The 12,915-nt window shown below is 67.3% G+C and carries 15 protein-coding genes; 9 read left to right on the forward strand and 6 right to left on the reverse strand.

Annotated elements, in window-relative coordinates:
• The first annotated feature begins 1 nt into the window (after window position 1).
• From HV786_RS23300 to xerC, 4 genes are read left to right on the forward strand one after another with little or no spacing between them, the layout of a single operon-like run.
• On the forward strand, window positions 2-892 hold the full coding sequence (locus HV786_RS23300) for a lysophospholipid acyltransferase family protein (protein WP_128829605.1): 891 nt from the start codon (window positions 2-4) through the stop codon (window positions 890-892).
• 26 nt (window positions 893-918) lie between these two features.
• On the forward strand, window positions 919-1,830 hold the full coding sequence (gene dapF, locus HV786_RS23305; protein WP_175211927.1) for a diaminopimelate epimerase: 912 nt from the start codon (window positions 919-921) through the stop codon (window positions 1,828-1,830).
• 4 nt (window positions 1,831-1,834) lie between these two features.
• Window positions 1,835-2,512, forward strand: coding sequence for a DUF484 family protein (locus HV786_RS23310; RefSeq protein WP_056327261.1), 678 nt, complete (start codon window positions 1,835-1,837; stop codon window positions 2,510-2,512).
• 28 nt (window positions 2,513-2,540) lie between these two features.
• Window positions 2,541-3,524, forward strand: a complete 984-nt coding sequence (xerC, locus tag HV786_RS23315) for a tyrosine recombinase XerC (RefSeq protein WP_175211928.1) — start codon at window positions 2,541-2,543, stop codon at window positions 3,522-3,524.
• Window positions 3,525-3,586: 62 nt separating this feature from the next.
• On the opposite strand, the gene HV786_RS23320 is transcribed toward xerC, so the two are convergent.
• The 6 genes from HV786_RS23320 to HV786_RS23345 are packed head-to-tail and all read right to left on the reverse strand — an operon-like array spanning window position 3,587 to window position 8,079.
• Window positions 3,587-4,645 carry a nickel/cobalt transporter gene (locus HV786_RS23320; RefSeq protein WP_175211929.1) on the reverse strand — a complete coding sequence of 353 codons (1,059 nt, stop codon included), beginning with the start codon at window positions 4,643-4,645 and terminating at the stop codon, window positions 3,587-3,589.
• Entirely contained in the window at window positions 4,636-5,319 is a 684-nt protein-coding gene (locus HV786_RS23325) for a DUF1007 family protein (protein WP_128829606.1), read from the reverse strand. The genes HV786_RS23320 and HV786_RS23325 overlap by 10 nt, the downstream gene beginning before the upstream one ends.
• Complete coding sequence (locus tag HV786_RS23330) at window positions 5,280-6,290, reverse strand: metal ABC transporter substrate-binding protein (protein ID WP_128829607.1); 1,011 nt, start codon at window positions 6,288-6,290, stop codon at window positions 5,280-5,282. Before HV786_RS23330 ends, HV786_RS23325 begins: the two co-directional genes overlap by 40 nt.
• 21 nt (window positions 6,291-6,311) lie before the next feature.
• Entirely contained in the window at window positions 6,312-7,178 is an 867-nt protein-coding gene (locus HV786_RS23335) for a metal ABC transporter permease (protein ID WP_062838871.1), read from the reverse strand.
• Window positions 7,175-7,897: a metal ABC transporter ATP-binding protein gene (locus HV786_RS23340; protein WP_175211930.1), complete on the reverse strand. Its 723-nt coding sequence runs from the start codon at window positions 7,895-7,897 to the stop codon at window positions 7,175-7,177. Before HV786_RS23340 ends, HV786_RS23335 begins: the two co-directional genes overlap by 4 nt.
• Window positions 7,894-8,079 (reverse strand): hypothetical protein, encoded by a 186-nt coding sequence (locus tag HV786_RS23345; protein WP_175211931.1) that lies wholly within the window; start codon window positions 8,077-8,079, stop codon window positions 7,894-7,896. Before HV786_RS23345 ends, HV786_RS23340 begins: the two co-directional genes overlap by 4 nt.
• Before the next feature lie 176 nt (window positions 8,080-8,255).
• Between HV786_RS23345 and HV786_RS23350 the strand changes: the two genes are divergently transcribed.
• The 5 genes from HV786_RS23350 (at window position 8,256) to hslU (ending at window position 12,905) form a co-directional block, all read left to right on the forward strand.
• Entirely contained in the window at window positions 8,256-8,759 is a 504-nt protein-coding gene (locus HV786_RS23350) for a Fur family transcriptional regulator (RefSeq protein WP_056327248.1), read from the forward strand.
• Window positions 8,760-9,099: 340 nt separating this feature from the next.
• Window positions 9,100-10,227 (forward strand): CobW family GTP-binding protein, encoded by a 1,128-nt coding sequence (locus HV786_RS23355; RefSeq protein ID WP_062838868.1) that lies wholly within the window; start codon window positions 9,100-9,102, stop codon window positions 10,225-10,227.
• A gap of 124 nt (window positions 10,228-10,351) precedes the next feature.
• The gene (gene dksA, locus HV786_RS23360) at window positions 10,352-10,816 is read left to right on the forward strand and encodes an RNA polymerase-binding protein DksA (protein ID WP_056327244.1); all 465 of its coding nucleotides are present in this window, start codon (window positions 10,352-10,354) and stop codon (window positions 10,814-10,816) included.
• 144 nt (window positions 10,817-10,960) lie between these two features.
• Complete coding sequence (gene hslV / locus HV786_RS23365; RefSeq protein WP_056327243.1) at window positions 10,961-11,500, forward strand: ATP-dependent protease subunit HslV; 540 nt, start codon at window positions 10,961-10,963, stop codon at window positions 11,498-11,500.
• A gap of 70 nt (window positions 11,501-11,570) precedes the next feature.
• Window positions 11,571-12,905 carry an ATP-dependent protease ATPase subunit HslU gene (gene hslU / locus HV786_RS23370; protein ID WP_056327241.1) on the forward strand — a complete coding sequence of 445 codons (1,335 nt, stop codon included), beginning with the start codon at window positions 11,571-11,573 and terminating at the stop codon, window positions 12,903-12,905.
• Window positions 12,906-12,915 lie beyond the last annotated feature (10 nt).

Below are 12,915 nucleotides of genomic sequence, written 5' to 3' on the forward strand. Positions count from 1 at the left end.
CATGAACGATAAAAAAACGCGCACGCTGGTCTCCCTGCTGAAATGGTTCGGCCGCATCAAGCCGTCGACACGCCTGCGCATCGGCGCCGTGCTGGGCTGGCTGGCGCCCCGGCTGGCCAAGTCGCGCGCACGCATCGTGCGCCGCAACCTGGAACTGTGCTTTCCCGACCAGCCCGAGGCCGTGCGCGAAGAATGGGTGGCCGACCACTTCCGCGCGCTGGCGCAGTCCATCGTCGACCGCGGCGTGCTCTGGTACGGCACGCCCGACGCCATCAAGGACATGGTCACGCAGACGGGCGCCGACCGCATCAATGCGCTGACCGCCGAAGGCCGCGCCGTCATCCTGCTCGCGCCGCACTTCATTGCGCTGGACGCGGCCGCCACCCGCCTCACCATGGAAGTGCCCAGCGCGGCCACCATGTACACGCCGCAAAGCGATCCGCACATTGACGCCGTCGTGGCCGCCGGGCGGGCGCGCTTCAATGAAGTGTTCCTCGTCAGCCGCAAGGACGGCGTGCGCGACCTGATCCGGCATCTGCGCGCGCCCCGCCCCGTCTACTACCTGCCCGACATGGACTTCGGCCGGCAGGGTTCGGTCTTCGTGCCGTTCTTCGGCGTGCCCGCCGCCACGCTGCTCGCCACGGCCCAACTTGCCCAGAAATGGAACGCCGCGGTCCTGCCGATCGTGGGATTCTGGAATCCGGACACCGGCAAGTACCACGTCGACGTGCTGCCGCCGCTTGAAGACTTCCCCGGCAGCGACAGCCTGGAAGCGGCCACCGCGCGCCTGAACCGCGAGCTCGAAAGCTGGGTGCGGCGCTGCCCCAGCCAGTATTACTGGGTCCATCGCCGCTTCAAGACGCGCCCTGAAGGCGAGCCCAAGCTGTACTGACCGCAGTCGCTCGCCGCGCCGCGAGAATGGGCGATAATCCCGTGATGAACTGGAACTTCACCAAAATGCACGGCGCGGGCAACGATTTCGTTGTGCTCGATGGCGTTCGCCAAACCATCGAGATGACGCCCGAGCGCGCGCGCGCTCTCGGCGACCGCCACTTCGGCATCGGCGCCGACCAGATCCTGCTGGTCGAGCGCGCCACGCGGCCGGACGCCGACTTCCGCTATCGCATTTTCAATTCCGACGGCAGCGAGGTCGAACACTGCGGCAACGGCGCCCGCTGCTTCGTGCGCTTCGTGCACGAGCAAGGCCTGTCCGACCGCAACCCGTTGCGCGCGGAAATCGCCACGGGCATCCTGGTCCTGGACGAAGGCGACGACGAGCAGGTCACCGTCGAAATGGGCAGTACCCGCTTCGACCCGGCCGCGCTGCCCTTTGACACCGCCGGCCTGCCTTCGGCCACGCAGGGCCAGGACACCGTCTGGGAACTGGACCTGAACGCGCCCGCCGGCCTGCCGCGCGTGGTCGCCGTGTCGGCGGTTGCCATCTCCAATCCGCACGCCGTGCAGGTCGTCGAGAACGTCGACACCGCACCCGTCGCCGTGTTGGGTCCGCTGATCGAAACCCATCCGCGCTTTGCCCGCCGCGTCAACGCCGGCTTCATGCAGGTTGTTGACCGCCACAACATCCGCCTGCGCGTCTTCGAACGCGGCGCTGGCGAAACGCTGGCCTGCGGCACGGGCGCCTGCGCCGCGGTCGCGGCCGGCATCCGCCGCGGCCTGCTCGAATCGCCCGTGCGCGTGCAAACGCGCGGCGGTGTGCTGACCGTCGCCTGGAATGGCGAACAACTGCGCATGACCGGCCCGGCCGAATCCGTCTTCACGGGCCAGGTCGACATCGACAAGCTCGTCTTCTCCATGGCGCTGAACCGATAACTCTATGACCGATACCGCTTTCACCGCCCAGGACATCGCAGCCTTTCTGCAAGAAAACCCCGGTTTCTTCGACGAACACGCCGACGTCTTCGCCACTCTGCAGGTACCGCACCCTCACGGGTCGCGCGCCATCTCGCTGGGCGAACGCCAGATCCTCACGCTGCGCGAGCGCACCCGCGAACTGGAATGGCGCCTGAATGAACTGGTGCGCAACGCCTCCGCCAACGAGACCATCGGTTCGCACGTGGCCAAGTGGTGCTGCCGCCTGTTGTCCGAATGCGATCCGCAACTGGTGCCCGGCGAGATCGCGCTGGGCCTGGCCGAGCAATTCGAACTGAACCACGTGGCGCTGCGCCTGTGGAACCTGTCCGAATTGCCCAATCAAGGCTACGGCGAGCCCGTCTCCGAAGACGTGCGCACTTTCACCGACAGCCTGAAGACGCCTTATGTCGGCACCGACACTGCCTTCGAAGCGGTGGCCTGGCTGGACGCCAAGCCCAAGTCGCTGGCACTGGTGCCCCTGCGCCTGGAAGCTGACGGCCCGGCCGTGGGCCTCTTGGTGCTGGGCTCCGACGACCCCGAACGTTTCACGCCCGAAATGGGCACGACGTTCCTGGAGTCGATCGCCCAGCTCGCGTCGGCCGCGCTGCATCGGCTGAATCCGGCCTCGCCCAAGGCGTAAGGCTGCCGGGGCGGACAAGGACAACGCGATGCGCGACACCGAGCCGAACGCCAATCCGCCCGCCCTGCCCGATCCGATGAGCGCCTGGCTGCGCCATCTGGAGACCAACCGCCGGTACTCGCCCCATACCTTGGATGGCTACCGGCGCGAACTGCACTTTTTGCGCGAACTCGCCGACAAGGCCGGCCTGCCGCTGGACAAGCTCGGCAACGGCCACATCCGCCAATTCGTGGCGCGCCTGCATGCGCAGGGCCGCGGCCCGCGCAGTCTGGCGCGCACGCTGGCGGCCTGGCGCGGCTTTTACCAATGGTGGGCGCCGGCCGCCGACCTGGCCGGCAATCCCGTCGCCGGCGTGCGCGCCCCCAAGGCGCCCCGCGGCCTGCCCAAGGCGCTGTCGGTCGAGCAGACCCAGGCCCTCCTGGACAACGCGCCGGCCCAGGTCGCCACCGAACCGGCCGCCCTGCGCGACCAAGCCATGTTCGAACTCCTGTATTCCAGCGGATTGCGTCTGTCGGAGCTGGTGGGATTGGACCTGCGCTACACGCGCACCGCCGACTACGAGTCGCGCGGCTGGCTGAATCCGGACGAGGCCGAGGTCGTGGTGCTGGGCAAGGGCGGCAAGCGCCGCTCGGTGCCGGTGGGCCAGCAGGCCTTGGCTGCGCTGCGCAAGTGGATCGAGGTGCGCCCGCAGCTCGCGCCGCCTTCGCCGCTGCCCGAAGACGCCGCCGCGCTGTTTCTGGGCGCGCGCGGACGCCGAATTTCGCCGCGCGTGGTGCAGTTGCAGCTCGCACGCATCGCGCAGACGGCCGGGGTGCCCACGCATGTGCATCCTCACGTCTTGCGCCACAGTTTTGCCAGCCACGTCTTGCAGTCCGCGCAGGACCTGCGCGCCGTGCAAGAGATGCTGGGCCACGCCAACATCTCGACCACGCAAATCTACACGCGGCTCGATTTCCAGCATCTGGCCAAGGCCTACGACCAGGCGCATCCGCGCGCCGGACGCAAGTCCTGAACCTTTCTGGCTACGGGGCCGAGCCGTCCGATCAAGCGGCTGACCCGCAGGCAAACCGTGTGCTACCCGCCCGCGGCCACCATGCCGCCCAGCAGCATCACCCCCAGCAACAGCACCGCGATCGCGGCCAGCGCCTCGACCGCGTAGCGCAGCCACGCCGCACCCGCGCTGGACAGGCGGCCACCCAGGCGCGTCGCCGCGCCCCCGGCCGCGACGGCCAGGCAGGCCAACGCCGCCACGGTCAGCCCCGTGCCCAGGCCCATCGCCAGCGCCGATGCCACGCCGGCCAGGAAGAAGCCTTGCGACAGCGCGAACACGAGCACGATCAACGCCCCGCTGCATGGCCGCAGGCCCACCGCCAGAATCGCCGACCACGCGCGGCGCCAGTTCAACGGACCGGCAACCTGCTCCGGCGCGGGCACGTGCGCGTGCCCGCAACCGCAGTCGTGGTCGTGGTCGTGGTCGTGGTGATGGATGTGGGCATGGGCATGGGCATGACCGGCTGCGTGCGAGTGGTCGTGTTCGTGTCCGAGGTCGGGTCCGTGCGCAGTATCACGCGCCCCGCGCCGCCGCAGCAGCGGTCTGATCGCCTTGACCCACACCAGCCACAATCCCAACAGCGTCACCAGCGCGTATGAGGCCAGTTCCAGCCAGCGCGTGGCCTCGTTCATCGTCGCCGCCGTCGCGTTGAACACCAGTGCCAGCACCGCCACCATCACGATCGCGACCAGCGCCTGGATCAGCGACGACGCCAAGGCCAGCAGCGCGCCATTGCGCGCGGTCTGGCGGTTGGCCAGCACATACGAGGAGATCACCGCCTTGCCGTGCCCCGGCCCCAGCGCATGAAAAACCCCATATGCAAACGACAGGCCGATCAAGGCCCACGCCGCGCCGCCGTCCGCCTGCCAGGCGCGCACCGCGCCCGTCAGTTGCCGGTAGAAGTGCGACTGCCAGACGGACACGCTGCCAAAGAAGCTGGACAGCCAGCCGGGCCCTGCCAGCCCGCCCCCGCTTTCGGGCACGCCGAACGGATGCGCGCCTTGCGCGGCGGCTGCCGAGATACCGCCCAGCATCAGCAGCAGAACAACGGCCAGCGCGCGCTGCGGCCGGCTTACGGGCATCGCACCTCGATGCGGTGCGTGAGCCCCTTGGTGATGGCAAAAAGTTCGTCCGGCAAGGCGTCCGGGTCGGCCGGGATCGCGGCCAGTTCCTGCATGGTTTTCCAATCCAGTTCCTTGGGCTTGCGATAGTCGGCCGTGCAGGCCGCGCCCTGCGGTCCGCCCAGCGACACCGCGCCCTTCTCGTCAAATGCGTAGGCCACGAAATAGGTGGGGTCGTAGATGTCCACTTGCGCGCCGCCCGCGCCCGGCGCGACGGGTTCGGCCAGCGGCAACGTGAAGGACAGCGTGAGCCGCGTGGTCTTGGGGTTCCAGTCGACGCGGGCGTCGCGCGGCGCGGCGAATGCCGCGCTCTTGCCGTTGACCGTGACCCGCGTGAAGTAGTGGGAGATCGGTTCGCCCAGCGCCTTCATCCAATCCTGCGCCATGCCTTGCAGCGTCGCCGCGGGCAACGATCCGTCCTTGCCCTTTTTCAGGCCCTGCGTCGCATAGGCGCCGAACATTTCGTCGAACCGCCACACCTGCCGCACGGCGGTGATGCGCTGCTCGGCATCGACATCGATCTGCGCGCGCGCGTCGATCCACATATGCGGGTGCGCGTTGGCGGCGCCCGCCGTCAGCAGCGCCGCCACGGCGCTCAGGGTTGCAAGGCCGCGGCAAGCTGGCGTGCGTTCCATTCAAACATTTCCAGATAGGTGGCGCCCGGCTGTCCGGGCTTGGACAGGGCATCGGAGTAGAGCGTACCACCCACCTTGGCGCCGGTCTCGCGCGCGATCTGCTGGACCAGCTTGGGACTGCTGATGTTCTCGACGAACACCGCCGGCACCTTGTCGCGCCGCACCTGTTCGATGATCGCGGCCACCTCGCGCGCCGACGGCTCGGCATCCGTCGACACGCCCATCGCGGGGATGAACGTCACGCCATAGGCGTCGCCGAAATAACCGAACGCGTCGTGCGAGGTCACAACCTTGCGGCGGTCGGCGCCAATGGCATCGAAGCTTTTGCGCACGCTGGCGTCCAGCGCCTGCAGCTTGGCGATATACGTGTCCGCGCGTTGGCGGTAGGCCTGCGCATGCGCGGGGTCCGCGGCCGCCAGGCCGTTGGCCACATTGCGCGCGTAGATCACGCCGTTGGCCAGGCTCTGCCAGGCATGCGGATCGGCGTCGCCGTGGTGATGATGATGACCATGCTCGTGATCACCGTCATGGTCGTGATCATGCTTGTCTTCATGCTTGTGGTCGTGGTCGTGATCATGGTCGTGACCGTCCCCGTCGTCATGCCCCGCGAACTTGCGCGGCGCGACGCCCTGGGACGCCGTCACCGTCTGTCCCGCGAATCCCGACGCCTTTGTCAGCTTGGGCAGCCAGGTCTCGAAATCCAGCCCGTTCACCACCAGCACGCGCGCCTCGGCCAGCTTCCTTGCATCACCCGGCGTGGGCTCGTAGCCGTGCGCGTCGCCGTCGGGGCCGACCAGCGTGGTCAGGCTGATGTCGGCCCCGCCCACTTCCCGCACGATGTCGCCCAGGATGGAAAAGCTGGCCACCACCTTCAACGGCTCAGCCGCCTGTGCAGTGCCCAGGACGGCTGTCAGGCAAGCGCCCGCCAGAGCCAGCAGTGCGCGGCGGCGGGCCGCCAGAATCGAACGCATGGTCAATCTCCTTAGGAAGTCTCAGGCAGGTCGCGCGCGGCGCGTTGCCCGCAGCAGCCCGCCCTGCGGGCCGCCCACAATGGAAAACAGATAGCAGGCGCCGGCCGCCAGGATGATCGCGGGCGAGGCCGGCACGTCGAAGTGATAGGAGACCAGCAGCCCGGCCACGGAAGACGCCACGCCGATCGCCGCCGACAGCGGAATCTGCCGGGCCGCGCTGCGCACCCAGAAGCGCGCCGCGGCGGCCGGCAGCATCATGATTCCCACCACCATCAGCGTGCCCAGCACCTGAAAGCCCGCCACCAGGTTCACGACCACCAGCACCAGAAAGCCCATGTGCACAAGGCCGCCCATGCCGCCGCTGGCGCGCAGGAACCCCGGGTCCAGGCATTCGGCGACCAGCAGCCGGTAGATTGCCGCCAGGACAAGCAAGGTCACGCTAGCCGTGGCCGTCACAAGCAGCAGCGCGGCGTCGTCCAGCCCCAGCACCGTGCCGAACAGCACGTGCAGCAGGTCCATGTTGGAGCCGCGCAGCGACACCAGCAACACGCCCAGCCCGAGCGAGATCAGGTAGAAGGCGGCAAAGCTGGCGTCTTCGCGCAGCGGCGTCAGCCGGGCCACCAGCCCGGCCAGCAATGCCACGGCCAGGCCGGTGGCGATGCCGCCCAGCATCATCGCGCCCAGCGACAGGCCCGCCATCAGAAAGCCCGCGGCCACACCCGGCAGGATGGCGTGCGACATCGCGTCGCCCATCAAGCTCATGCGCCGCAATACGAGAAAAACGCCCAAGGGCGCCGCACCCAGCGACAACGCGCAGGCGCCGGCCAGCGCGCGCCGCATGAAGCCGTAGTCCAGGAACGGCGACACCAGCCAGTGTGCAAGCGTCATGACCAGGCTCCCGCCTGCCGCTGCCGGGCCGCCTTCAGGTGGGCCTCGCTCAACGTCGCGGCAGTCTCGCCCCACGCCACCACCGAGCCCGACAGCAGCAGGCATTCCGGAAAGTGATCGCGCACCAGGTCCAGATCGTGCAGCACCGCAATCACGGTGCGGCCCTGTCCATGCAGGCCGCACAGCAGGGCCATCAGGTCCTCGGCCGTGTGGCTGTCCACGGCCGCGAAGGGCTCATCCAATAGCAGCACCGGCGCGTCCTGCACCAGCATCCGCGCAAACAGGGCGCGCTGCATCTGCCCGCCCGACAGCGTGTCCACGCCCCGGTCCGCGGCATCGGCCAGGCCCACGGTTTCCAACGCCTGCATGCAGCAGCCCAGTTCCTCGCCGCCGAACCCGCGCCATCCGCCCACGCGTCGCCAGGCGCCCATGGCCACCAGGTCCAGCACCGTGGTGGGAAACGACCGGTCCAGTTCCGCCGCCTGCGGCAGCCACGCCAGCGCCGACCGCCCGGCGCCCTGGATGCGCACGCTGCCCGTCATCGGGCGCAGCACGCCCATGATTCCCTTGATGAGCGTGGACTTGCCCGCGCCGTTGGGGCCGACCACGGCCGTCATGACGCCCGGCGCGAAACTGCCCGAGACCGAGCGCAGCGCGGGCCGCCCGTGCCAGCCGAACGAGGCGTCGGCCAGCTCGACGGTGATGGGCGCCGCCGTCATCGCAGCCACCCCTCAAGCGCCCACCAGTCCAGCGCCCAGCCGGTCAACGCCCACAGCACGGCGGCGGCCACCGCGGCATACGCCATGCGGCGCCATGCGGAAACAAGAAACGCGGATCGGGCGGGCGCGCGCCGGCCGGGCGCGGCGCCGGACCGCGGGGGCAGGAGCGTGAAATGGGACATGGCAGGCAACAGCGGAAAACGGCAGCGGACAGGAACAGCGATGGTTTTATTATGTTATATCATAACTAAACCGGACTAGCCCGCCGGCCAGTTCCCGGACCCAGGGGTTTTCTGCTACCTTCCAGGCATCTCGCGCGCGCATCGCGCGCGCGCTTCCCATTCAGATAAAGCCCGCCATGTCCGCACCGTCCCGTCCACCCCGCAACGACAGCGTAGGCGCTCAGCTCAGCGTCGCCGAAACGCTGTGCGCGCAGCGCGGACGCCGCCTGACCCCCATCCGCCGCAAGGTCCTTGAACTGCTGCTGCGCCATGGCCGCAGCCTGAAGGCCTACGAGCTGCTGGACGCGATGCGCGCCGTTCACCCCGGCGCCGCGCCGCCCACGGTGTACCGTGCGCTGGACTTCCTGATGGACGAAGGCCTGATACACCGCCTGGATGCCGTCAATGCCTGGAGCGCCTGCCACGACGCCGGCGGCGCGCCGCACGACCTGCTCGTCGTCTGTACCGGTTGCGGCGCCGTCGCCGAAGTCTCCGACCCGGCCATGAGCCGGCAGCTGGCCGAACGCGTCGCCCAGACGGGTTATGCGCTGGCCACGCACGAAACCGAGATCCGCGCCCTGTGCCCGCAGTGCCAAAAGACGCAGCCGGCCGACGCGGGTCACCACCACCATCACCACTGAACGGGGATCTTCCCCCTTTCGTTTTCATCCGTTGGATGCGCCCGCCTGGCCGGAACGTTTCAGCGCGGTTACCGCTTGCGCGCCCATGCGCCCTTGAAACCCCGCAAACCGCCCCAAAATAGGGGTATCGCCCCATACTTGACGGCGTACGGCTGCCATCTGGCGGCCACGGCCCCCCGGGTTGGCCCGGGGTTTGCCCCCTGCCCCCGACTGTGCTGTAATCCTGCGTCCGGCCGCTATCGGCGGCTGTCGCAGCCTGTGGCAGACATCTCCGGCAGGGACTGAAAACCCCGTCAGGCGCCGTGTTTCACGCCCCTGACATCACGCTAGCAGCTTCGCCATGAATACCCCGCGCAGTTTGGACAAAATGGTTCCCGTCACCATCCTCACCGGCTTCCTCGGTGCGGGCAAGACCACCCTGCTCAAACGCATCCTGACCGAATTCCATGGCCGCCGCGTCGCGGTCATCGAAAACGAATTCGGGCCGGAAAGCATCGACAACGACCTGCTCGTGCAGGACAGCGACGAAGAAATCATCGAACTGTCCAACGGGTGCGTCTGCTGCACGGTGCGCGGCGACCTGATGCGCACGCTGTCCGACCTTCGCGCCAAGCGCGAAGCCGGCGACCTGAATTTCGAACGCGTCATCCTCGAAACCACCGGCATGGCCAACCCCGGCCCCGTGTGCCAGACGTTCTTCATGGATGACGACATCGCCGAGTACTACCGCCTGGACGCGGTGGTCACGGTGGTCGATGCCAAGCACGGCATGGCCACACTCGACGCACAACCCGAAGCCCAGAAGCAGGTCGGTTTCGCCGACCGCATCCTGATCTCGAAGAAAGACCTGGTCAACGAAGTCGACTACGAAGCGCTGCGCCACCGCCTGGTTCACATGAACCCGCGCGCGCCGATCACCGCCGTCAACTTCGGCGACGTCGACCTCAAGTCCATCATCGACATCAGCGGCTTCAACCTGAATTCCATTCTGGACATCGACCCGGAGTTCCTGGCCGATGAGCATCCGGACGCCGCGCACGACCATGCCCACGGGCACGATCACGACCATGATCACGGCCACGGCCATGACCACGATCACGATCATGACCACGACGGCGAATGCGGCGCGCACTGCAATCATGCCCATCATCACCACCCCAAGCACGACGACGAAATCGGCGCGTTCGTGTTCCGTTCCAACAAGCCGTTCGATCCCGCGCGCCTTGAGGAATTCCTGGGCGGCGTCGTGCAGGTCTATGGCCCCGACCTGATGCGCTACAAGGGCATCCTGTACATGAAGGGCATCAACCGCCGCATGTTGTTCCAGGGTGTGCACATGATGATGGGCGCCGAACCCGGCAAGCCGTGGACCGCGGCCGAAAAACCGTCCACCAAGATGGTGTTCATCGGACGTAAGCTGCCCCAGGAGATTTTTACCCGGGGCTTGGAGCAGTGCCTGGCGGGGTAATCCCCATTCCTGCGTGACGCGATGCGACGAAGGCAGTACTGTGAGGTACGGATAGCGTAGGCAACAAGTAACACGGACCGGGACGGACGCCCGCGCCAGGATCGATTCATAGTGGAGTGTTTACATGGCTACCAAGGCAGCAACCAAAAAATCAAGCAAGTCGACGAGCGATACGGCGATTGATCTGCCCAGCGAGAAGGAATTGCTGGCCATGCCCGAGTCCGACTACATGAACGACCGCCAATTGGCGTTCTTCAAGGAACGGCTCAAACAACTCGAGCAGGACATTCTGGCCAACGCCGGCGAGACCACCGAGCACCTGCGTGAAACGCAATTCGTGCCCGACCCCGCCGACCGCGCCACCATCGAGGAAGAGCACGCCCTGGAACTGCGCACCCGCGACCGCGAGCGCAAGCTGCTCAAGAAGGTGCAGCAATCCATCGCCCGCATCGACAGCGGCGAATACGGCTGGTGCGAAGAAACGGGCGAGCCCATCGGCATCCCGCGCCTGCTCGCCCGCCCCACGGCCACCCTGTCGCTTGAAGCGCAGGAACGCCGCGAGATGCGTCAAAAGCTGTACGGCGACTGATCCGTCCCGCATTCGCTCCGTCCCCTGAAAGGCCATGCCGGTTTCCGCGCATGGCCTTTTTTATCGTCCCCGGGGCACATGAAGTCCCAAGACCTTGATATCCCCGCGACCGCCCCCAGCTAACTTTTTCATAGGAAGGAACGCATGGAACAATTTCACGCCACCACCATCGTGTGTGTGCGCCGCGGCAACCGCGTCGCGCTGGGCGGCGATGGCCAGGTCACCCTGGGCAACATCGTCATCAAGGGCACTGCCCGCAAGATCCGCCGCCTCTATCACGACAAGATCCTCGCTGGCTTTGCCGGCGCCACCGCCGATGCGTTCACGCTGCAGGAACGCTTCGAGGCCAAGCTTGAAAAGCACCAGGGCAACCTGATGCGCGCCGCGGTCGAACTGACCCGCGACTGGCGCACCGACCGCGTCCTGCGCCGTCTGGAAGCCATGCTGATCGTGGCTGACGCCGAGCACACGCTGGTGCTCACCGGCAATGGCGACGTCCTGGAACCCGAGCACGGCCTGGCCGCCATCGGCTCCGGCGGCGCTTACGCCCAGTCGGCCGCCCTCGCGCTGCTGCGCAACACCGACCTGCCGCCCGAGACGATCATCAAGCAATCGCTCGAGATCGCCGGCGACCTGTGCATCTACACCAACCAGAACCACGTCATCGAAACGCTGGGCGACTGACGCCCGCCACGCGGCGCAGCCTGCGCCGCGGCGCCCTCCCAGCCCGCCCTAGCATCAAGGATCCGCCCTCATGTCCGCATCCAACATGACGCCCGGAGAGATCGTCTCCGAACTCGACAAGTACATCGTCGGCCAGAACCGCGCCAAGCGCGCCGTCGCCGTGGCGCTGCGCAACCGCTGGCGCCGCCAGCAGGTCGCCGAGCCCCTGCGCCACGAAATCCATCCCAAGAACATCCTGATGATCGGCCCGACCGGCGTCGGCAAGACCGAGATCGCGCGCCGCCTGGCCAAGCTGGCCAACGCGCCGTTCATCAAGATCGAAGCCACGAAGTTCACCGAGGTCGGCTACGTGGGCCGCGACGTGGACACCATCATCCGCGACCTGACCGAATACTCAATCAAGCAGACCCGCGAACTGGAAATGCGCCGCGTGCGCACCCAGGCCGAGGACGCCGCCGAAGACCGCATCCTGGACGCGCTGGTGCCTCCGCCCCGCGGCGCCTCGGGCGAACCGCAGCGCGGCGAAGACAACAGCGCCCGCCAGACGTTCAGGAAGCGCCTGCGCGAAGGGCTGATCGACGATCTGGAGATCGAGATCGAAGTCGCCCAGACCGTGCCGCAAATGGACGTCATGACGCCCCCGGGCATGGAAGAAATGGCCGAGCAGCTGCGCGGCATGTTCGCGGGCATGGCGCGCGACAAGAAAAAGCCTAAGAAGATGAAGGTGCGCGAAGCCTTCAAGCTCATCGTCGACGAAGAAGCCGCCAAGCGCGTCAACGAAGAAGACCTGCGCAGCGTGGCGATCACCAACGTCGAGCAGAACGGCATCGTCTTCCTGGACGAGATCGACAAGATTGCCGCCCGCCAGGAATCCGGCGGCGCCGATGTCTCGCGCCAGGGCGTGCAGCGCGACTTGCTGCCGCTGGTTGAAGGCACCACCGTCAACACGCGCTACGGCATGGTCCGCACCGATCACATCCTGTTCATCGCGTCGGGCGCCTTTCACCTGTCGCGCCCGTCGGACCTGATCCCCGAGCTGCAAGGCCGTTTCCCGATCCGCGTCGAACTCGAATCGCTCACCGCCGAAGACTTCGTGCGCATCCTGTCCGACACGGATGCCTCGCTGACCAAGCAGTACACGGCGCTGATGGCCACCGAGGACGTCGAGCTCGAATTCACCGACGAAGGCGTGCGCCGCCTGGCGGAGCTGGCCTTCGAGGTCAACGAAACCACCGAGAACATCGGTGCCCGACGCCTCTACACGGTGATGGAAAAGCTGCTCGACGAGCTGTCCTTCGATGCAACCTCCAGCCAGGACAGGCACGTCAGGATCGACGCCGCCTACGTCAACGCGCAGCTGGCCGAAGCCGCCAGCAGCCAGGACCTGGCGCGTTACGTGCTCTGATCCCGCCCCC

It is taken from the genome of Achromobacter mucicolens, assembly GCF_902859725.1.
Lineage (GTDB): Bacteria > Pseudomonadota > Gammaproteobacteria > Burkholderiales > Burkholderiaceae_B > Achromobacter > Achromobacter mucicolens.